The following is a 20,500-nucleotide window of genomic DNA, read 5'->3' on the forward strand; positions in this document are numbered from 1 at the left end:
GCTACATCAAGGAAGAGCTGCTGCTTGTCCTGGCAACCTCCTCCTCGGAGGCCGCGCTGCCCTCGCTCATGGACAAGATGGAGAAGGCCGGCGCCAAGCGTTCGGTCGTGGGGCTCGTCATCCCGACTGGTTATTCCTTCAATCTGGACGGCACCAATATCTACATGACGCTGGCGGCCCTCTTCATCGCCCAGGCGACGAACACGGATCTCTCGATTAGCGATCAGGTCCTGCTGCTGCTCGTTGCGATGCTTTCCTCGAAGGGTGCAGCAGGTGTAACAGGTGCGGGATTCATCACGCTGGCCGCTACGCTCGCGGTAGTCCCCAGTGTTCCCGTTGCTGGCATGGCGCTGATCCTTGGCGTCGACCGCTTCATGTCCGAATGCCGGGCACTGACGAATGTCGTCGGCAACGCGGTGGCATCGCTCGTCGTCGCCCGCTGGGAAGGCGAATTGGATCAAGCGCAGATGAAAGCCGCCTTCTGCGGTCATCGGTTTGATGGGCATTAAACCGGGCACGCCCCGCCGAGTAAGTCACAGCCTCGCGACCTGTTAAGTCGCCGGGCCGGTCACAAGGATCGACTCGCAGGCTCCAAACAGCGCATCGCGGGGCGATGAAATCGGAAGCGTTAAATGCGGTGAGTGCAAAAATTACGGGCTCCCTAGGCAAACGACCTGTACATAGATACGCGCCCGGCTACGCCTGGATTGCTGTTCGTCGCATACGCTGTCGATCATGCAGTATGCGGACGTCTTCACTTTGCCGCCCGAACCTTCGCCGAGACGCGCTGGATGACACAGAGTTAGCCGGCGTATAAAACCAATCAGAATTGGACCCATGACCAAGCGCCCCACAATTGCCGATATCGCCCGCGAAGCCGGTCTGAGCGTGGCAACGGTCGATCGCGTTTTGAACGCCCGTCATCCGGTGCGGGAGGAGACCGCGCGGCGGGTCCACGAGGCCGCCCAGGCCATCGGCTATCATGCTGCCGGTCTCATCAAGCAGCGCTTGCAGCGGGACCTGCCGCACTATCGGCTGGGCTTCATCTTGAGAAAACCGGCCCAGCATTTCTACCAAGACTTCGCGCGCGAGGTCGAAGCGTCGGTCAGTTTGGCCCAGTCCTTCCACGGCATTCCGCTCATCGAATTCGCGCCGTCAAATGTCCCGGGCGACCAGATTGCGCTGCTCAAGGATTTGGGCGCGCGCTGCCACGCGATTGCCATGGTGGCACCGGACCACCCGAAGATTACAGCGGCGGTTGAGGAGCTCAAGGCCAAAGGCATTCCGGTTTTCTCGCTGCTTTCCGACTTCGCCGCCGGCGTGCGTCAGGGCTATATCGGCCTTAACAACCGCAAGGTGGGGCGCACGGCCGCTTGGATGTTTTCCAAGATCGCAAAACGGCCCGGAAAGGTGGCGGTGTTTGTCGGCAGCCACCGTTTCCAGGGGCACGAGCTCCGGGACATCGGCTTTCGCTCCTATTGCCGTGAGAACGCGCCGACATTCGAGGTGCTCGATCCGCTCGTGAACCTCGAGAAACGGCAGATCACCTACGAGGCAACACTCGATCTCATGCAGCGGGAACCCGAGCTCGTCGGCTTCTATGTGGCCGGCGGGGGCATGGAGGGCGCCATCTCTGCGCTCCGGGAAGAGGGTAAAGGTCAGGATCTCATCGCGATCGTGAATGAAATCACACCGGAGTCACGGGCGGCGCTCGCAGATAATATCATCACGATGGCTGTCGCCACGCCACTGCGCCCGCTTTGCCAGGAGCTGATGACGCTGATGGCGCGGGCCATTGAGACCGGCACGGTGGAGACGCCGGGGCAAACATTTCTGCCGTTCGACATCCATCTGCCGGAAAATATATGAAGCTTGATGGGATTCTATCATGAACCTCGCGTTTCCTTTCGCAAATGAAAGAAAGTTCGATTGATTGTCATTGCGGTCTGTTGAATCAACGAGCGGCCACGCGGCAGAAGCCGGACAGCTGAGAACGGCGGCCCATGAAAGGAAAAGCCCAAGCCATGAACCAGGCATCGCCCCGCTTTGCACTCAACCACTTGGCTGGCTCCCGACTTGATGTTCGGGCATTTTTCGCGCTTGCCCGCGACCAGGGTCTGACCGACGTTCTTTTCAGCAATTCTTTTGCACCTGGCGTGCCGGCCTCGGACGTCCGGTCTGCCGCCGCTGAGGCGGGCGTCTCGATTATCTCTGTCAACGCCTTGCAGCGCTTCAATGAGTGGACGCCCGCGCGCCAGACCGAGGCGAGCAAGCTCGCCGATCATGCGGCTGACTGCGGGGCGAAGGCGCTCGTGCTGGTGCCGGTCAATGACGGCTCGTGGCCCGCGAACGGCGAGCGCCACGGGAATCTGCCCGTCGCCTTGAGCGCGCTCAAGCCGATCCTCCAGTCGCGCGGTTTGATCGGTCTTATCGAGCCGCTGGGCTTCCAGACCTGCTCGCTTCGATCGAAGAAGGAAGCGGCTAAGGCCATTGCCGCGGTTGATGGCCAGTCCGTCTTCCGCCTCGTGCACGACACGTTCCACCACACCCTCGCCGGGGAGACGTTCTTCTCCTGCGAGCTGACCGGTCTCGTGCACATTTCAGGCGTGAACGATCCGACCTTCTGGATTTACCCGGATCGCGTCCTGGGAGGTTCCGACAATGGCAGCCAGATCCGGGCGCTGCTTGATGGCGGCTATGCCGGTCCCTTCTCGTTCGAGCTAGTCGAGGAAGTCCACGCACTGGACGACCTCGCAGGCGCACTTGCGGCCAGCATCGATCTCATACGAGACGGGGCGGCTACTGACGCGAGAGCCGGTGTGAGGCGCTGAGCAGATTTAGGAGCGGTCCCGACGTCCCGGGGTCTTGCTTGGAGTAGCCATGCGGGACGCCTCCTGCAACAGTATCTCCCGCATCCAGATGCTTGCCGGATCACTATTGTGAAGGGCCGGCCATTGGACGGCTTCGGTAAATGCGGGAAGTGGCAGCGGAAGGTCGATGATCTGCAGGGGGAACGTTTTTTCGAAATGCTTGACCAGCCGCAAGGGCATGGTCGCTATACGAGCTGTGCCTGAGACCATAGGCGGGATCATGCTAAATGCCTGCACGACGACCTCGACACGTCTCTTAAGACCATGCTCAATCAAAAACCATTCCTCGATGGAGGGCTTCTGCATACGCCCGAACTTGGCCGCGACGTGCCTCATCGACATGTATCTCTCGAATGTAAGCTGCCGTAGCAGCTGCTTGTTCGTAGGGCAGCCTACGCACACAAGCGTCTCGTCGAACAGCGCCATTCTTGGGTGCGCGCTCGACATGAACAATTCCGGAAGAATTAGAAAATCAACATCACCACGCCGGAGAAGCTCATCTGGGTCGTCGTCGACAGGCAGCAATTCGAAGCTAACGCTGGGTGCTTCCCGTGCAACACGCTCGACGACCTTTTCAAAAAACACGAGTGTGACGAAATCGGAAACAATGATCCTGAAGCGGCGGTCGGATTGAGCTGGGTTAAACGGATCCCACGAAATAATCGAGCACTGGATTTGCAAGAGAGCGTCGCGGACTGCGGGGGCGAGTGTTTCCGCACGCGGTGTCAGAATACGTTCGCGGCCGCTCATGGTAAATAGTTCATCGTGGAAATAGTCACGCAGCCGAGCGACGGCCGCACTCATCGCCGGCTGACTTAGGTTGATGCGGCGCGCCGCCGCAGTGAGGCCGCGCTCGCTCAGCAGCGCGTCGAGCACGACGAGAAGATTCAGATCAAGCCCTTTGAAACGCATGTTTTCAGCAATCCATAGCGTGAATGCGTTTCATCGAAACAAACGATTTTGTCAATCTTTCGGAATCCTGCATTGACAACAGCACCTGACGCGCACCGGTCAGCCACTGCCTCTATCGCGTCACGAGTGCGTTAAAAAGGGCCCGAAAGGAGAAATCTTACCATGCGCTCTGACTGCGGCGGAGCTTGTGCTGGGAAAATGCGTTGCAACTGGCCGACCATGTCGAACTCTCCGACTTCTTCCGAAAGACCTATGGACGGACTGGGGCCTTCAACGCAAAGCCATTCGACGGCGGCCGTAGTTGGGCCGGCGCGAGGCCGGAATTCCGCGCAATCGGCTACGACGCACACGGCATAGCGGCCCATATTGGCATGCTGCGCCGCTTCACCAAGGTTAGCAAGCCCCAACCATTTTTCACACCGCAGATCCTCAATGTGCTGGCGCAACATCGGGTGTCGGCGACGTTCCTCGTCATCGGTGCCTACGCCGCAGAGCACCCGGATCTCATCCGGCCTCCACAAGCAGTTGGTCTTGGTGCGTCGCACAAGCTGGTGAGGGGCAGATTTCGCAACGCGGCGCGGCTCAAGCATTGAGCCACGTCGAAAACGCAAGCTGGAAAGAACAAGATGGCTGATCAACTGACCAACGAAATAATCGCAATGATCAAGAAGCGCGCCGCGTCGGACGGCGACAACATAGCGCCTGCCCCGGGCGGCGAGATAACAGCTGCCACGGGACTGACTTCGCTCGGTATCGATTCACTGGGATTGGCGGACGTTCTCTGGGACCTGGAGCAGGCCTACGGCATCAAGATCGAGATGAATACGTCCGAGGCCTGGTCGGATCTCCAGAATGTCGGCGACATGGTGGAAGCCGTGCGTGGCTTGCTCGCTAAGGTGGCGTGAATGGACCGCCGCGTCGTGATTACTGGGATCGGCGGGCTTTGCGGGCTTGGGACCGACGCCGCCTCCATTTGGAGAGAGATGCGCGAAGGCCGCTCCGCCATCGGCCCAATCGTCAACACCGAGCTCCATGAATTGAGGGTCAGAACCGGCGGAGAGATCAAGGCGCTGCCGGAGCATGACATCGACGGCAGGCAGCTCGTCTCCATGGACCGCTTCAGCCTGCTCGCTGTGCTTGCGGCGCGCGAAGCCATGCGTCAGGCTGGACTTTCCTCCAAAGACGGAAATAGCTATCGCTTCGGTGCGACGGTGGGCGTTGGCGGCTGCGGCTGGGATGCGATCGAGCAAACCTACCGCGCCATGCTTCTGGGCGGTAAGCGTGCCGCCCTCTTGACTGTACCCAAGGCGATGCCGGGCGCCGCCGCCGGCCAGGTCAGCATGAGTCTCGGCCTGCGCGGGCCGGTCTTCGGCGTCACGTCCGCCTGTTCCTCGGCAAACCATGCTATTGCCTCCGCGGTGGACCAGATCAAGCGCGGCCGCGCCGACGTGATGCTTGCCGGCGGCAGCGAAGCGCCGCTCATATGGGGTGTGCTGAAGGCATGGGAAGCGATCCGCGTGCTTTCGCCCGATACTTGCCGGCCATTCTCGGCCGATCGCCAGGGCCTGTCGCTTGGTGAAGGCGCCGGCATGGCGGTGCTGGAAAGCTACGAGCATGCCATGGCTCGGGGCGCCACCATCCTTGCCGAAATTGCCGGTGCCGGCCTTTCCGCCGATGCCTCCGACATCGTCGCGCCGACTATCGAGGGGCCGGAGGCAGCAATGCGCGCCTGCCTTGCCGATGCTGGACTGAATGCCGAGGATGTCGACTATCTCAACGCGCACGGCACCGCCACCAAAGCCAACGACCAGGTCGAGACGGCGGCGATCAAGCGCGTCTTCGGTCAGCACGCCTATTCAATGTCCATCTCTTCTACCAAGTCCATGCACGCGCATTGCCTCGGCGCGTCCGGCGCGCTCGAGATGATCGCCTGCGTGATGGCTATTCGCGAGGGCGTCGTGCCGCCGACTGCCAATTATCGCGAGCCAGACCCCGATTGCGATCTCGACGTCACCCCCAATGTGCCACGCGAGCGCAAGGTGCGCGTGGCACTGAGCAACTCCTTCGCCTTCGGCGGCACGAACGCGGTTCTGGCATTCAGGCAGATGTAGAAGCCATGAGAGATACCTCCACACGAGTGTGACGAAATCGCAAAGCAGGATCTTGAAGCAGCGATCGGATTGAGCTGGGTCAAACGGATTCCAAGAAATAATCGAGCACTGGATTTGCAAGAGAGCGTCGCGAACTGCGGGGGCGAGTGCTTCCGCACGCGGTGTCAGAATGCGTTCGCGGCCACTCATCGTAAGTTAATCGTGGAAAAAGTCACGCAGCCGGGCGACGGCGGCACTCATGGCCGGCTGACTTAGGTTGATGCGGCGTGCCGCCGCCGTGAGGCCGCGCTCGCTCAGCAGCGCGTCGAGCACGACGAGAAGGTTCAGATCGAGCCCTTTGAAACGCATGTCTTAAGCTATCCATGGTGTGGATGCGTTCCATCGACAGAAACGATTTTATCAATCTTCCTGAATCCTACATTGACAACAGCATCTGACGCGCACCGGTCACCCTACTGCCTCTATGGCGTGACAAGTGCGTTAAAAAGAGCCCGAAAAGAGAAATCTTTCCGAGCGCTCTGACTGCGGCGGAGCTTGTGCTGGGAAAATGCGTTGCAACTGGCCGACCATGTCGAACTCTCCGATTTCTTTCCGAAAGACCTATGGACGGACTGGGGCCTTCAACGCAAAGCCATTCGAAGGCGGCCGCAGTTGAGCCGATGCGAGGGCGGAATTCCACGCAACGACGTGCACGGCATAGCGGCCCTCATTGGCATGCTGCGTCGCTTCATCAAGGTTAGCGAGCCCCAATCCATTTCTCACACCGCAGATCCTCGACGTGCTGGCGCAACATTGGGTGCCGGCGACGTTCCTCGTCATCGGTGCCTGCGCCGCAGAGCACCCCGGATCTCATCCGGTCTCCACAAGCAGTTGGTCTTGGTGAGTCGCACAAGCTGGTGAGGGGCAGATTTCGCAACGCGGCGCGGCCCAGGCATTGAGCCACGTCGAAAACGCAAGCTGGAAAGGAACAAGATGGCAGATCAACTGACCAATGAAATAATAGCAATGATCAAGAAGCGCGCCGCGTCGGACGGCGACAACATAGCGCCTGCCCCGGGCGGCGAGATAACGGCTGCCACGGGACTGACTTCGCTCGGTATCGATTCACTGGGATTGGCGGACGTTCTCTGGGACCTGGAGCAGGCCTACGGCATCAAGATCGAGATGAATACGTCCGAGGCCTGGTCGGATCTCCAGAATGTCGGCGACATGGTGGAAGCCGTGCGCGGCTTGCTCACTCAGGAGGCTTGAATGGAAAGGCGCGTTGTCATCACCGGAATGGGCGGGCTCTGCGGGCTGGGCACTGACGCCGCCTCCATCTGGACGGGGATGCGCGAAGGCCGCTCCGCCATCGGCCCGATCGTCAATTCAGAGCTTCATGAGCTGAAGGGTACAATCGGCGCTGAGATCAAGGCGCTGCCGGAGCACGACATCGACCGCGGGCGGCTCGTCTCCATGGACCGCTTCAGCTTGCTCGCCGTGCTTGCAGCGCACGAAGCCATGCGAAAGGCCGGACTTTCCTGCGATGAAGGAAATGCCGCTCGCTTCGGCGCGATAGTGGGCGTCGGTTTCGGCGGCTGGGACGCAATCGAGGAAAGCTACCGCGCCATCCTTTTGGGCGGCGCTACCCGTGCCGAGATCTTCACTGGACTAAAGGTGATGCCTAGCGCCGCTGCCACCCAGATAAGCTTGAGCTTCGGGCTGCGCGGGCCGGTCCTCGGCATCACCTCCGCCTGCGCCTCCGGCAACCATGCGATCGCTTCGGCGGTGGATCAGATAAGGTACGGTCGGGCCGACGTGATGCTTGCCGGCGGCACCGATGCGCCGCTCGTATGGGGCGTGCTGAAGTCATGGGAAGCGATGCGCGTGCTGGCTCCCGATACTTGCCGGCCCTTCTCTGCCGACAGGAAGGGCGTGGTGCTAGGCGAGGGTGCGGGCATGGCCGTGTTGGAAAGCTATGAGCATGCTACCGCTCGCGGGGCAACGATCCTTACCGAGATCGCCGGCGTCGGATTTTCCGCCGATGCCTTCCACATCGCGGCGCCGGCGGTCCATGGGCCGGAGGCTGCGATGCGCGCCTGCCTTTCCGATGCCGGGCTCAATCCCGAGGACGTGGACTACCTCAACGCGCACGGCACCGGCACCAAGGCCAACGACCAAATCGAGACGGCGGCGATCAAGCGCGTCTTCGGTGATCATGCGTATTCGATGTCCGTCTCATCCACCAAGTCCACCCATGCGCATTGCCTCGGCGCAGCTAGCGCGATCGAAATGATTGCCTGCGTGATGGCGATCCGCGAGGGCGTCGTGCCGCCGACTGCCAATTATCGTGAGCCAGACCCCGATTGCGATCTCGACATCACCCCCAATGTTCCGCGCGAGCGCAAGGTGCAGGTGGCACTGAGCAACGCCTTCGCCATGGGCGGCCTGAACGCAGTTCTGGCATTCAGGCAGGTGTAGCCGTGCGAGATGCCTCCTCCAACATTTCTGTCGGATCCAGATGCTCGCCGGATCACTATTGTGAAGGGTGGGCTATTGGATCGCCCCGGTGATGCGGAAAGTGGCGGCGAAGCTGAACGATCGGCGGGGGCTTCGTCTTTGCGAAATTCTTAACTATTGAAGCCGCTTGGACGTACTGCCACCCCTCAAGGTAAGCGAGCCCTGCGAGTTCGGCTGGAGGTCTAAAGCTTTACGCGACTATGTCGGGAGGGCCGGCCCTGGGACTGCCTGAAGCTGCGCCAAGAAGCCACCGGTGGTCCTGGCCCGAGATCGTGCATGAGAGCCCCTCATTGTGGGCAATCGGGCGAGAGGTCTCGCCGTCAAAGCGATCTCGGGCCAACATGCGACACAGCGCCGAGGGCTGAGCCACGGTAGGAACTCCTGTCGGTAATTATGTGCCGAGCCAGTCCACCCGGCGCCCGTTCCAAACAACTCCCGCTCCTAATAGACCAAGGACCGCGCCGACCTGAAGGGACGGAAGGCGGTACCCAACCGCGGACCGCTCACAACACCTGCCGAGCAACCGACCTATCGACCTCAGTCTTGATGCGTGCGGCGTCCCGGGGTCTTGCTTGGAGTAGCCATGCGGGACGCCTCCTGCAACATTATCTCCCTCAACCAGATGCTTGCCGGATTGCTATTGTGAAGGGCCGGCCATTGGACGGTCTCGGTAAATCCGGGAAGTGGCAGCGGAAGGTCGACGATCCGCAGGGGGAACGTTTTTTCGAAATGCTTGACCAGCCGCAAGGGCATGGTCGCTATACGATCTGTGCCCGATACCATCGGCGGGATCATGCTGAAGCCCTGCACGGCGACCTCGACACGTCTCTTAAGACCATGTTCAAGCAAAAACCATTCCTCGATGGAAGGCTTCAGCAGACGCCCGAATTTGACCACGACGTGCTTCATCGACATGTATCTCTCGAACGTAAGCTGCCGTGGCAGCTGTTTGTTCGCGGCGCAGCCTACGCACACAAGCGTTTCGTCGAACAGCGCCACTCTTGAATGCGCGCTCGACTTGAACAAATCCGGCAGAATTAGAAAATCGATGTCACCGCGTCGGAGAAGCTCATCGGGGCTGTCGTCGACAGGCAGCAATTCGAAGCTGATGGCGGGTGCTTCCCGTGCAACACGCTCCACGACCTTTTCGAAAAACACGAGTGTGACGAAATCGGAAAGAAGGATCCTGAAGCGGCGATCGGATTGAACTGGGTCAAACGGATCCCAAGAAATAATCGAACCCTGGATGCGCAGCAGTGCGTCGCGAACTGCGGGGGCGAGTGCTTCCGCGCGCGGTGTCAGAATACGTTCGCGACCGCTCATCGTAAATAGTTCATCGTGGAAAAAGTCACGCAGGCGGGCGACGGCCGCACTCATGGCCGGCTGACTTAGGTGGATGCGGCGTGCCGCCGCCGTGAGGCCGCGCTCGCTCAGCAGCGCGTCGAGCACGACGAGAAGGTTCAGATCGAGCCCTTTGAAACGCATGTCTTCAGTTATCCATGGTGTGGATGCGATTGATTGAAACAAACGATTTTACCGATTTACCAGAACGTCGCATAGGGGAATTCAAGGAAGCCCTAAAGGAAGTTTTTCAATGTTTGCGTTGGCTCCGATAAGCATTTTGCGGTGTGCGCCTTCCGATGTGCGCCGAACATCAACCGAGTCGTATGTCCATTGCGGCTAGGTTTCTTTGGTGATCTGCGCAAGCAACTTCGTGTCGGCTCGACGCGACAAGCTCTCCTACGCGTAGGCGCTTACCTCCAGAAAACACCAACAAAGATGAGGTCTTTCCATGCGCTCTGACGTGCGGTGGAGGTTGTGCTGGGAAAATGAGTTGCAACTGGCCGACCATGTCGAACTCTCCGAGTTTTTCCGAAAGACCTATGGACGGGCTAACGCCTCCAACGCGAAGCCGTTCGAAGGCGGCCGTAGTTGGGCCGGTGCGAGGCCGGAAGTCCGCGCAATCGGCTACGACGCTCACGGCATAGCGGCTCACATTGGCATACTGCGCCGCTTCATCAAGGTTGGCGAGGTCGATCTGTTAGTGGCCGAACTGGGGTTGTACGGGGTGCGTTCGGATCTTGAGGGACTTGGAATCAGCTTCTCAATGCAGTTCGTGTATCCAGTGTTGCAGCAGCTTGGGGTTCCATTCGCTTTCGGCACGGTTCGGCACGCGCTACGGAACCATGTTGAGAGGTTCTGCCGAGGCGGTCTGGCGACCATGTTGTCGGGCATTCCCGTGCGCTCGACCCATCCAGAAGTGTATCCCGACCTGCCGCCCACCCGCCTGGAGGACGTGCTCGTCCTGGTTACGCCGATTGGACGCTCGATGAGCGAGTGGCCGTCCGGCACCCTGATTGATCGGAATGGTCCGGAGCTATGAAAGATCTGGGCTACATCTGCGAAGTGCCGAGCGACTGCGCTGACGGCACCGAAGATCGCAGCGTCTATTTGACGTTTGACGACGGTCCACTTTGCACACCGGAGATCCTCGATGTGCTGGCGGAACATCGGGTGCCGGCGACGTTCTTCGTCATCGGTGCCTACGCCGCAGACCAGCCGGAACTCATCCGACGAATGATTGCAGAAGGGCACGAGGTAGCCAACCACACGATGACTCATCCGGACCTGTCCAGATGCGGGCCCGGCGAAGTCGAACGTGAAATACTTGAGGCGAACAGGGTCATTAGGATGGCGTGCCCCCAGGCCACCGTGCGGCACATGCGCGCGCCGTATGGGATCTGGACCGAAGAAGTGCTCACTACGTCAGTGAGCGCTGGACTGACGCCCGTCCATTGGTCGGTAGACCCGCGAGATTGGTCTCGCCCCGGCGTCGACGCGATTGTCGACGCAGTGCTCGGCGGCGTCAGGCCGGGCGCAATTGTGCTCTTGCACGACGGCTGCCCTCCCGACGAGTTGAAACCGGGCACTCACGCCACTCTGCGCGACCAGACGGTCACGGCGCTGTTCCGCCTGATTCCAGCATTGCATGACCGCGGATTTGTAATCCGCTCGCTTCCACAACATCACTGAAAATTGCGAGATCCTATGGACCTGCTTGCCACAGCCAGTACTGTCGCCGTCTCTTGCTATGCGCTGCTCTCGGCTGCTTATAAAAGCATGCAGGTGGCTTATGCTTTGCCGATGGACCGTTCACCGGCATCGGACAATTTGGTCGATTTCGACCTTCTGCCGAGCGTGGATGTCATTGTCCCCTGCTTCAACGAGGATCCGAGCGCGCTCTCGGCGTGCCTGGCGTCCATTGCAAGCCAACAATATGCCGGAAAACTGCGGGTCTATGTGGTTGATGACGGTTCTGCAAATCGCGACGTTGTCGTACCGGTACACGGTGCCTTTGCGGGCGACTCGAGATTCAACTTCATTTTGCTCGACAAGAATGTTGGCAAACGCAAAGCCCAGATCGTCGCGATACGCCGCTCATCTGGAGATTTGGTGCTCAACGTCGACTCGGACACGACACTCGCGTCCGACGTCGTCGCAAAGCTTGCACGCAAGATGCAGGATCCAGCCGTCGGCGCGGCCATGGGCCAGTTGGTGGCGAGCAACCGGAGCGACACCTGGCTGACCCGGTTGATCGATATGGAGTACTGGCTGGCCTGCAATGAGGAGCGAGCGGCACAGGCTCGCTTTGGTGCCGTCATGTGCTGCTGCGGCCCATGTGCGATGTACCGTCGCTCCGCACTCCTTTTGCTGCTGGATCAGTACGAGACGCAACTGTTTCGGGGGAAGCCAAGCGACTTCGGTGAGGATCGCCATCTCACGATCCTCATGCTGAAAGCAGGCCTTCGAACCGAATACATTCCCGACGCGATCGCCGCAACGGTCGTTCCGGATCGGCTGGGGCCGTATCTGCGCCAACAACTCCGCTGGGCTCGAAGCACATTTCGGGACACGTTGCTTGCGCTGCACCTATTGCCAAGCCTCGATCGCTATCTCACGTTGGATGTGGTCGGACAGAATCTCGGCCCACTTTTGCTCGCCCTGTCAGTACTGGCTGGACTCGCGCAACTCGCACTGACAGCCACAGTGCCTTGGTCGGCAGTCCTGATGATTACATCCATGACCATCATTCGGTGCAGCGTGGCAGCGTTTCGTGCCCGCCAACTTCGATTTCTCGGTTTTTCTCTACACACATTCATCAACGTCTTTCTCTTACTCCCCTTGAAAGCCTATGCGTTGTGCACATTGAGCAACAGCGATTGGCTGTCGCGCAAGGCGCCTACCCTACCCAATGGAGGGGAAAAGCAGATCCGCATCAAAAACCCGATTGCCGGACCAAACGCTCCAGAAGGCTCGGAAGTTGCTCACTCAATTCGCAGGACGGAGCTTTCGCGCGGTTCTTCAACGTTGGTGGAGTCTGAGAGCGTTTTCAGTGGCGAGTGATAGTGTACTGCGTAGGGCACAAGTCGTGACCTGGACAATATTTCAATTGTTAGAACGGGAAGTGGCCGCAGACGATCCGTAGCGGCTCGACGGCAATCCCTGGAGGGGGAGCGTCACACACAAATGCTCCGGCTTGTCGCTTTCCCAAGGGCCGCCACAGCGATGGCCTCCTCTCCCGAACGCTCGCAAGTGAGCTCCCGCCGGCTGAACGGCTCCTTTCAGCAGAGATGAACGCATGTCCAACGTAGCAATCGACCTTAACGGCGTGACGAAGTCTTTTGGCAACAAGCTCGTTGTGAATGGGCTGTCGCTCACCGTTGCGTCGGGAGAGTGCTTCGGCCTGCTGGGGCCGAACGGTGCGGGCAAAAGCACGATTGCGCGTATGGTCCTTGGCATGACGCAGCCTGACGCGGGTAAGATCACGGTGCTCGGAGTGCCAGTGCCGGCACAGGCTCGCTTGGCACGCAAGGGCATCGGCGTGGTTCCCCAGTTCGACAATCTTGACCTGGAATTCACGGTACGCGAGAACCTGTTGGTGTTCGGGCGCTACTTCGGCATGAGCACACGCGCGATCAAAGCGGTCATCCCATCGCTCCTCGAGTTCGCCCGCCTTGAGAGCAAGGCGGATGCACGTGTCGGCGAACTATCCGGCGGCATGAAGCGGCGCCTGACTCTGGCACGCGCGTTGATCAACGACCCGCAGCTACTCGTAATGGACGAACCGACTACCGGCCTCGACCCGCACGCGCGCCACCTGATCTGGGAGCGTCTGCGTTTCCTGCTGGCGCGCGGCAAGACGATCATTTTGACGACCCACTTTATGGAAGAGGCTGAGCGGTTGTGCGATCGGCTGTGCGTTCTCGAGCATGGACGCAACATTGCCGAAGGCAGCCCTCATGCCCTGATTGAGGAGCATATCGGATGCAACGTCATCGAGATCTTTGGTGGCAATCCGCAGGAGCTTGGTTCGCTGATCAGGCCATACGTTCAGCGCATCGAGGTGAGCGGCGAGACGCTCTTTTGCTATACGCCCGATCCGGAGCAGGTGCGCGTCCAGCTGCGCGGGCGTGCGGGGCTACGGCTTCTAGAGCGTCCACCCAATCTGGAGGACGTTTTCTTGCGGCTGACCGGACGCGAGATGGAGAAGTGAACGATGAGTGAAGGTTATGCAGCGGCTCTACCCGCCAACGCGTGGAACTGGGTTGCGGTGTGGCGCCGCAACTATCTGTCGTGGAAGAAGATCGCACTTGCGTCAATGCTCGGTAACCTCGCCGATCCCATGATCTATCTTTTCGGACTTGGTACTGGCCTCGGAATGATGGTCGGTCGCGTTGAAGATGCGTCCTACGTTGCTTTTTTGGCAGCCGGTATGGTCGCGACGAGCGCGATGACCGCGTCGACCTTCGAAACAATTTACGCGGCTTACCCGCGCATGCACCATCAGCGCATCTGGGAAGCAATCCTGTACACACAACTTACCCTCGGCGATATCGTTCTCGGTGAATTGGCGTGGGCAGCCACCAAGGCCTTTTTGGCCGGAACGGTCATCGCGATCGTCGCCGTCGTGGTGGGCTATGCGGCGTGGCCGTCCCTGCTCTATGTGCTACCAGCCATCGCGCTCACTGGGTTCGCCTTTGCGAGCCTGGCGATGGTCGTCACCGCGCTTGCGCCCAGTTACCACTATTTTGTATTCTACCAGTCGCTCGTCCTCACACCCATGCTGTTCCTGTCAGGCGCGGTCTTCCCGGTCACCCAATTGTCAGCTCCCTTTCAACAGGCAGCGCACTTTTTGCCGCTGGCACATTCGATCGACCTTATTCGTCCCGAAATGCTTGATCGCCCGGCTGGCGGCATCGCCCTGCATATCGGTGCGCTTTGCCTGTACGCGGTGTTGCCGTTCTTCCTCTCGATGGTGCTGCTTCGCCGCCGCCTGATGCGTTGAGACAACTTCCGAGAGAAGGAGATCCGTGATGCAGTGCCACGACATTCGCGCGGAAGCGTATGATCATCTGGCCTTAGTTGGCCATTCGCTGCAAGCACCTCAAAGACGTTAGCTCCGTGTGGCAGCTGACGTACGACATTTCCAGCAGGAACGCCGGAATGACCATGGGCTGATCTCATTAGCTGCTTCAGAAGAACCCTACGAGAATTGGTAGAGGCGGTGATATCTGACTGGCATTCGCAGGGGCGAACGACATTGCAGCCCGGTCAGGTCGAACGGTCTTGAGGCAGGCCAATTTGACTTTCTTGTCACGATAAATGGAGAACGAGATGCTAGGACCGCAATCGCTGATGATTGGATCGGGCGAGGATCGGTTCGTTGTTTCGAGACGGCGTACCGGTTTCGGTGATTGCTTGTGGTCTCTGGCAGCAGCTTGGTCCTACGCTAAGCGGACGGGGCGGACGCTGGCCATAGATTGGCGTGGCTCCTGTTATCTCGATCAACCCTTCACCAATGCGTTTCCGGTGTTCTTCGAGCCAATTCAAGACATCGCGGGCGTACCGGTTATTTGCGATGACCAGGTCAACCAGTTCTCATTCCCTGGGCCTTTCTTCCCGCCGTGGTGGAATAAGCCATCGATCGACTGCATTTGCCGTCCAGATGAACAGATTTTCCGAGAACGTGAAGAGCTGAGAGAGCTTTTCGAGGCCCAAGAAGATACTGAAGCCAACACAGTGGTGTGTGATGCTTGCTTGATGTGGCGTTGCGATGTGGATGCCGAACGACAGATTTTTCGGAGTATCAAACCGAGGCCCGAAATTGAAGCTCGGATTGACGCCATCTATCAAGAGCACTTCGAAGGGCACAGCATAATCGGGGTGCATGTCCGGCACGGCAACGGCGAAGACATTATGGAGCACGCTCCCTACTGGGCTGATCCGGAATTCGCCTTCCAGCAGGTATGCACAGCCATTCGCAAGGCTAAAGAGCTACCGCATCCAAGACCTGTGAGGGTGTTCTTGTGTACTGACAGTGCACAGGTGCGTCGTGACTTGTCGGGCGTGTTTCCCGATCTTTTCACTATCCCAAAACAATTCCAGGCAGATCAGGCCGGGCCATTACACAGCGCAGCACTGGGCGTTGACGGCGGTTTTTCTGCTCTCGTCGAGATGTACCTCCTTGGGCGATGCGATACCCTGGTTCGCTTCCCGCCGAGTAGCGCCTTCTCGCGCTATGCCCGCCTCTTCGTGCCACGTATTATTGAATTCGATTTAAACGATCCGGGTAGTTTGATCTTCATTGACAACTCGTCCGAACATGTTCCGACTTTGTGAAAGTCTTGGGTACCCTCGTGGAGCTTGTTCTGGCGGGCGGACGCGCCTCGACGGCAGCATGTGCTGAATGGTGGGTATTTGACAGCCACCGAAAGGAAGGAGCGTCCACAATGGAAGTTAGCACGACTGGACGTTGGCGGGCGATGATTAGCGGTAGGACAAAGCCCGTAGCCATAAGCATGAAGCTCTCCACGATCGGCTTCGGCGCTTTTGGTTTCCGGCGGCACCAAGATCCGCCAAGAGAGGCCGAAGGCGAGAGTAAGCCATTGTGCCTTTTGTCGAACTCCGATCACGTTTGCCTGGAGCAGCCTGACCCGTGATGATCAAACCCGTTGGCGAAGCTCGGCCCAACACCTTCGAGTTCGAAACCTCGGCGTTGATCAAGGCGTCCGGGTTTCGCGAGTATGATGCGCGCTGGTGGTTCGGCCAACCGGGCTCGGCGGAGCCGCCGGAGCTCAATCTGATCGGCGTCCAGGCCCTCGGCATGGGCCTCGGCACGCTGATCCGGCGTCTCGGCGTCGCATCCGATATCGTCACCGGCCACGATTTCCGCTCCTATTCGCTGTCGATCAAGCTGGCGCTGGTTTCCGGGCTGATGGCCGCCGGCGCACGGGTCAAAGATGTCGGGCTGGCTCTGTCGCCGATGGCCTATTTCGCCCAGTTCGCGCTGGATACGCCTTCCGTCGCCATGGTCACCGCGTCGCACAACGAGAATGGCTGGACCGGCGTCAAGATGGGCGCGGCGCGTCCTTTGACCTTCGGCCCCGAAGAGATGAGCGCGCTGAAGACAATCGTGCTTGCCGGCGACTTCGACCTTCCCGGCGGCGGCTCCTATGATTTCGTTTCAGGGTTCCGCCAAACCTATCTCGCCGACCTGACCACGGGAAAGCGCATCTTGAGACCGCTGAAGGTGGTAGTCGCCTGCGGCAACGGCACAGCCGGCGCCTTTGCGCCCGAAGCGCTGGCGCGGATCGGCTGCGAGGTGATCCCGCTCGATGTCGAACTCGATCACACCTTCCCGCGCTACAATCCCAACCCCGAAGACATGCAGATGCTGCATGCGATCCGCGACAAGGTGTTGGAGACGGGGGCCGATGTAGGGCTCGGTTTCGACGGCGATGGCGACCGCTGCGGCGTCGTCGACAATGAAGGCAACGAAATCTTCGCCGACAAGGTCGGCGTCCTGCTTGCGCGTGCCATCTCAAGCCTCCATCCCGGCTCGACCTTCGTCGTCGACGTCAAGTCGACGGGGCTATTCGCCACCGACAGCGTGCTCGAGGCCAACGGCGCCGTCACCGACTACTGGAAGACCGGCCATTCCTATATCAAGCGGCGCGTCGCCGAGCTCGGCGCCATCGCTGGCTTCGAAAAGTCCGGCCACTTCTTCTTCAATGCACCGATCGGCCGCGGCTATGACGACGGCCTGGTCACCGCCATCGCCATTTGCCAGATGCTGGATCGCAATCCGGCCAGCTCGATGGCCAATCTCTACCGCGCCCTACCGCTGACCTTCGGCACGCCGACCATGTCGCCGCATTGCGCGGACGATTTAAAATATGGCGTCGTCGAGCGGGTCGTTTCCGACTTTCAGGCGATAAAGCGGGATGGTGCGGTCTTCGCCGGCCAGAAGATCGTCGAATTGGTCACCGTCAACGGCGTGCGCGTCGTCGCGGAGGACGGCACCTGGGGGCTGGTGCGGGCGTCGTCAAACAAGCCGGAGCTTGTCGTTGTGGTCGAGAGCCCAGTATCGTCCGAGCGGCGCTGTCAGATGTTCGAAGGCGTAGATGCCGTGCTGCGCCGCAGCCCCGAAGTCGGCCCGTACAATCAGACCTTCTGAGCGCGAGAACGAAATGACCGAGCGGCTTGTCAGTTTTGTCATGAGCGGCGGCATCGGCTCGCGGCTCTGGCCGCTGTCGCGCGAGGACAACCCCAAGCAGTTCCACGATCTGTCCGGCGATGGCTCGATGCTGGCCAAGACCTTGCGTCGGCTGACGGCGAGACCGGAAGGCGAAACGCCGATCTTCCTGATCGCCTCGGAGCGCCATGCCGACCGCGTCCACGCTGACCTTGCCGGCCTCGATCTCGCTGGCGGCGGGCCGCTATTCGAGCCGACCGGCCGCAACACCGCCGCCGCCGTCGCGCTGGCGACGCTGCGCACCTTGTCCGAGTTCGGCGACAGCCTGGTGCTGGTGGTGCCGTCGGATCACGAGATCACCACCCCGCGCCAATTCTGGCAGAGTGTCGAAGCAGGCTGCGAGGCCGCACGCGCCGGCCGGCTGGTGGTGTTCGGCATCAAGCCGACACAGCCCGAGACAGGCTACGGCTATATCGAAGTCGCAGCCGAAAGCGGCGGCACCTTCGACGTGTCGCGCTTCGTCGAAAAGCCGGACCTTGCGACTGCGCAGAGCTATCTCCAGGCCGGAAATTTCTACTGGAACACTGGTATTTTCCTGTTTCGCGCCGGCGCCATGCGCGACGCCTTCGCGGCGTTCCAGCCTGACATCTGGCAGGCCACCGAGGCGGCCTACAAGGCAGCGACATCGGATCTGTCCGGCCTCTATATGCCGCTGGAACTCTACGCCGCCATCCCGTCGAACTCGATCGACTACGCCATCATGGAGCGGGCAAAAGACATCGCCATGGTGCCGGCCGGCTTCCGCTGGAACGATCTCGGCTCTTGGCAGTCGCTGCTCGATGTCGGCCCTGCCGACGACCACGGCAATGTCGTCATCGGCGATGTCGTCGCCATCGATTGCGAGAACTCCTACATCCGCAGCGACGGCCGCCTGCTGTCGGCGATCGGCATGAAGGACGTCGCTATCGTTTCCACCGCCGACGCCACTTTCGTCGCCCCGGTCAGCCACAGCCAGCATGTCAAGAAGATCGTCGAACAGCTCGAAAAATCGGGCCGGCTGGAAACCCGGTTCACGCCGGCGCATGACCGCGTCATCGAAAGCGGCGCTTGGCGGCGGCGCGTGCATCACTGGCTGTTTCAGGAGACCTTGCCGCTGTGGTCGACATCAGGCGTCGACGAGCGCCATGGCGGTTTTCACGAAGCGCTCGGCCTCGACGCCTCGCCGCTGATGAAGCCGAAGCGTATGCGCACCACGGCAAGGCAGGTCTATGCCTTCGCCGTCGCCAAAGCGCGAGGCTGGGACGGTCCGGCCGACCGGCTGATCAGCCACGGCATCGACTTCATGGCCGGGAAGGGCCGCACCGACAAAGGCGGCTGGGTGCGCACGTTGAATGTCGATGGCAGCGTCGCCGATGCCACCGAGGATGCCTACGATCATTCCTGCGTGCTGCTGGCACTGGCGCACGCGCATATGTCGGGCAATCCCGACGCCTTGCGCCTCGGCGAGGAAACGTTCGCCTTTCTCGACGCACATCTCGAGGATAGCCGTATGACCGGGTTCCTGGAGACATCGGACGGCGAAGGCGAGCGGCGCTCCAACCCGCACATGCATCTGCTCGAAGCTTTCATGGCCTGGCATCAGGCCACCGGCGAGCGTGCCCATCTGCGCCGCGCGGCGCGCATCATCGACCTCTTCCGTAGCCATTTCTTCGACGCCGAAAGCTGGACGCTGGGCGAGTATTTCGATGCCGAGTGGAAACCGTCGAGCAGCGAGAAGGGCTCCTGGACAGAGCCCGGACATCATTTCGAATGGGCCTCGCTGCTGGTCGATTTCGCCGGCCGCAGCGGCCAGGCCGAGCTGAGCGGCTTCGCCAGGAAACTCTATGCCTCGGCCACCGCCAACGGCCTCAACCGTGCCACCGGCCTTGCCTATGGCGCTGTCTCCAGGCAGGGCCTGCCGCTCGACCTTGTGTCGCGCAGCTGGCCGCAGGCTGAAGCGATCAAGGCGGCGATTGCGCTCGATGGTTCAGGCGGGCCCGACCTCAAGCCGGAGATCGAGGAGCGTGTCGGCCGCCTGTTCCGCTGGCACATCGACCCAGCGCCGCTCGGCCTGTGGATCGACCGCATCGACGAACGCGGCCGCCCGCTGGCGTCAGACGTGCCGACCAGCATCTTCTATCATTTGGTCTGCGCGCTGACTCAGTATCTGGACGGCACGGTAGAGAGGGAGAGCTGAGGGGCTGGAGTTGCCAATCTCCCCCCGGCACGGCGCAGCCCCTGCGCGAGCCGAAGTGCCTGGCCCCTCCTCTCCGACAAGATTGCCAACGTCGACCCTGGCTTCGGCATCGAACGCCTTGGGGCGACGATCGCCGAGCCACTCGGCGGATGGCGACGGCCCCGTACCGGTGACACCTGGCCCGGTGATTGGCCGCGACCGGCACGCCTGCTGCCCAGGCCGGAGGCGATCGAGACGATGACTGCTTCTGCCCGGATCACCGCCCGTCACGTTTACCTGGCGCGGTGTGCGCCGGGGCGTGAAGTGGGCCAACTGCCCAGAGCTGGTGGAAGCGTGA

General features: G+C 60.5%; 17 protein-coding genes and 4 pseudogenes. 18 read left to right on the forward strand and 3 right to left on the reverse strand.

What is annotated here, in order from left to right:
• The 3 genes from JQK88_RS27905 to JQK88_RS27915 all read left to right on the forward strand — a co-directional run.
• On the forward strand, positions 1-509 hold a 509-nt coding region (locus JQK88_RS27905; RefSeq protein ID WP_203280107.1), incomplete at its 5' end, for a cation:dicarboxylate symporter family transporter.
• A 328-nt stretch (positions 510-837) separates the two neighbouring features.
• Positions 838-1,869 carry a LacI family DNA-binding transcriptional regulator gene (locus JQK88_RS27910; protein ID WP_192250869.1) on the forward strand — a complete coding sequence of 344 codons (1,032 nt, stop codon included), beginning with the start codon at positions 838-840 and terminating at the stop codon, positions 1,867-1,869.
• Positions 1,870-2,024: 155 nt separating this feature from the next.
• Positions 2,025-2,831 (forward strand): TIM barrel protein, encoded by an 807-nt coding sequence (locus JQK88_RS27915; protein WP_192250872.1) that lies wholly within the window; start codon positions 2,025-2,027, stop codon positions 2,829-2,831.
• 6 nt (positions 2,832-2,837) lie between these two features.
• Here the strand turns inward: JQK88_RS27915 and JQK88_RS27920 are convergent, their stop codons facing one another.
• Positions 2,838-3,782: a LysR family transcriptional regulator gene (locus tag JQK88_RS27920; RefSeq protein WP_203280108.1), complete on the reverse strand. Its 945-nt coding sequence runs from the start codon at positions 3,780-3,782 to the stop codon at positions 2,838-2,840.
• A 173-nt stretch (positions 3,783-3,955) separates the two neighbouring features.
• Here JQK88_RS27920 and JQK88_RS37545 point away from each other — a divergent pair.
• The 3 genes and pseudogenes from JQK88_RS37545 to JQK88_RS27935 all read left to right on the forward strand — a co-directional run.
• Positions 3,956-4,312: pseudogene (locus tag JQK88_RS37545) on the forward strand (polysaccharide deacetylase family protein); the annotation flags it as partial.
• A 96-nt stretch (positions 4,313-4,408) separates the two neighbouring features.
• Positions 4,409-4,687 (forward strand): acyl carrier protein, encoded by a 279-nt coding sequence (locus tag JQK88_RS27930; protein ID WP_123169531.1) that lies wholly within the window; start codon positions 4,409-4,411, stop codon positions 4,685-4,687.
• A complete protein-coding gene (locus JQK88_RS27935) occupies positions 4,688-5,893 on the forward strand; it encodes a beta-ketoacyl-[acyl-carrier-protein] synthase family protein (protein WP_203280109.1) in 1,206 nt (401 codons plus the stop codon).
• Between the two features lie 18 nt (positions 5,894-5,911).
• Here JQK88_RS27935 and JQK88_RS27940 read toward each other — a convergent pair.
• Positions 5,912-6,241 (reverse strand): annotated as a pseudogene (locus tag JQK88_RS27940) (LysR family transcriptional regulator); the annotation flags it as partial.
• Positions 6,242-6,445: 204 nt separating this feature from the next.
• Here JQK88_RS27940 and JQK88_RS37550 point away from each other — a divergent pair.
• The 4 genes and pseudogenes from JQK88_RS37550 to JQK88_RS27960 form a co-directional block, all read left to right on the forward strand.
• Positions 6,446-6,583, forward strand: a pseudogene (locus JQK88_RS37550) (hypothetical protein); the annotation flags it as partial.
• 55 nt (positions 6,584-6,638) lie between these two features.
• Positions 6,639-6,737 (forward strand): annotated as a pseudogene (locus JQK88_RS27950) (chitooligosaccharide deacetylase NodB); the annotation flags it as partial.
• A gap of 128 nt (positions 6,738-6,865) precedes the next feature.
• Positions 6,866-7,144 carry an acyl carrier protein gene (locus tag JQK88_RS27955; protein ID WP_123169529.1) on the forward strand — a complete coding sequence of 93 codons (279 nt, stop codon included), beginning with the start codon at positions 6,866-6,868 and terminating at the stop codon, positions 7,142-7,144.
• A complete protein-coding gene (locus JQK88_RS27960; protein ID WP_203280110.1) occupies positions 7,145-8,353 on the forward strand; it encodes a beta-ketoacyl-[acyl-carrier-protein] synthase family protein in 1,209 nt (402 codons plus the stop codon).
• Between the two features lie 576 nt (positions 8,354-8,929).
• Here JQK88_RS27960 and JQK88_RS27965 read toward each other — a convergent pair.
• The gene (locus JQK88_RS27965; RefSeq protein WP_203280111.1) at positions 8,930-9,877 is read right to left on the reverse strand and encodes a LysR family transcriptional regulator; all 948 of its coding nucleotides are present in this window, start codon (positions 9,875-9,877) and stop codon (positions 8,930-8,932) included.
• A gap of 307 nt (positions 9,878-10,184) precedes the next feature.
• On the opposite strand from JQK88_RS27965, the gene JQK88_RS27970 reads away from it, so the two are divergent.
• The 8 genes from JQK88_RS27970 to JQK88_RS28005 all read left to right on the forward strand — a co-directional run bounded on the left by JQK88_RS27970 (position 10,185) and on the right by JQK88_RS28005 (position 20,163).
• Positions 10,185-10,775: a NodA family N-acyltransferase gene (locus JQK88_RS27970; protein ID WP_192250888.1), complete on the forward strand. Its 591-nt coding sequence runs from the start codon at positions 10,185-10,187 to the stop codon at positions 10,773-10,775.
• A complete protein-coding gene (nodB, locus tag JQK88_RS27975) occupies positions 10,772-11,425 on the forward strand; it encodes a chitooligosaccharide deacetylase NodB (protein ID WP_203280112.1) in 654 nt (217 codons plus the stop codon). The genes JQK88_RS27970 and nodB overlap by 4 nt, the downstream gene beginning before the upstream one ends.
• Positions 11,426-11,440: 15 nt before the next feature.
• Positions 11,441-12,796 carry a chitooligosaccharide synthase NodC gene (nodC, locus tag JQK88_RS27980; protein WP_203280113.1) on the forward strand — a complete coding sequence of 452 codons (1,356 nt, stop codon included), beginning with the start codon at positions 11,441-11,443 and terminating at the stop codon, positions 12,794-12,796.
• 235 nt (positions 12,797-13,031) lie between these two features.
• Positions 13,032-13,946, forward strand: a complete 915-nt coding sequence (gene nodI, locus JQK88_RS27985) for a nodulation factor ABC transporter ATP-binding protein NodI (protein ID WP_203280114.1) — start codon at positions 13,032-13,034, stop codon at positions 13,944-13,946.
• A 3-nt stretch (positions 13,947-13,949) separates the two neighbouring features.
• On the forward strand, positions 13,950-14,738 hold the full coding sequence (locus JQK88_RS27990) for a nodulation factor ABC transporter permease subunit NodJ (protein WP_123169522.1): 789 nt from the start codon (positions 13,950-13,952) through the stop codon (positions 14,736-14,738).
• A 329-nt stretch (positions 14,739-15,067) separates the two neighbouring features.
• Positions 15,068-16,072, forward strand: coding sequence for a nodulation protein NodZ (locus JQK88_RS27995; RefSeq protein WP_281434906.1), 1,005 nt, complete (start codon positions 15,068-15,070; stop codon positions 16,070-16,072).
• Between the two features lie 319 nt (positions 16,073-16,391).
• Positions 16,392-17,909: a phosphomannomutase/phosphoglucomutase gene (locus JQK88_RS28000; protein WP_210388399.1), complete on the forward strand. Its 1,518-nt coding sequence runs from the start codon at positions 16,392-16,394 to the stop codon at positions 17,907-17,909.
• A gap of 13 nt (positions 17,910-17,922) precedes the next feature.
• Positions 17,923-20,163 carry a mannose-1-phosphate guanylyltransferase/mannose-6-phosphate isomerase gene (locus JQK88_RS28005; protein ID WP_203280116.1) on the forward strand — a complete coding sequence of 747 codons (2,241 nt, stop codon included), beginning with the start codon at positions 17,923-17,925 and terminating at the stop codon, positions 20,161-20,163.
• The last annotated feature ends 337 nt before the right edge of the window (positions 20,164-20,500 follow it).

The sequence above is a fragment of the Mesorhizobium caraganae genome (assembly GCF_016836705.1).
GTDB classification, from domain to species: domain Bacteria; phylum Pseudomonadota; class Alphaproteobacteria; order Rhizobiales; family Rhizobiaceae; genus Mesorhizobium; species Mesorhizobium caraganae.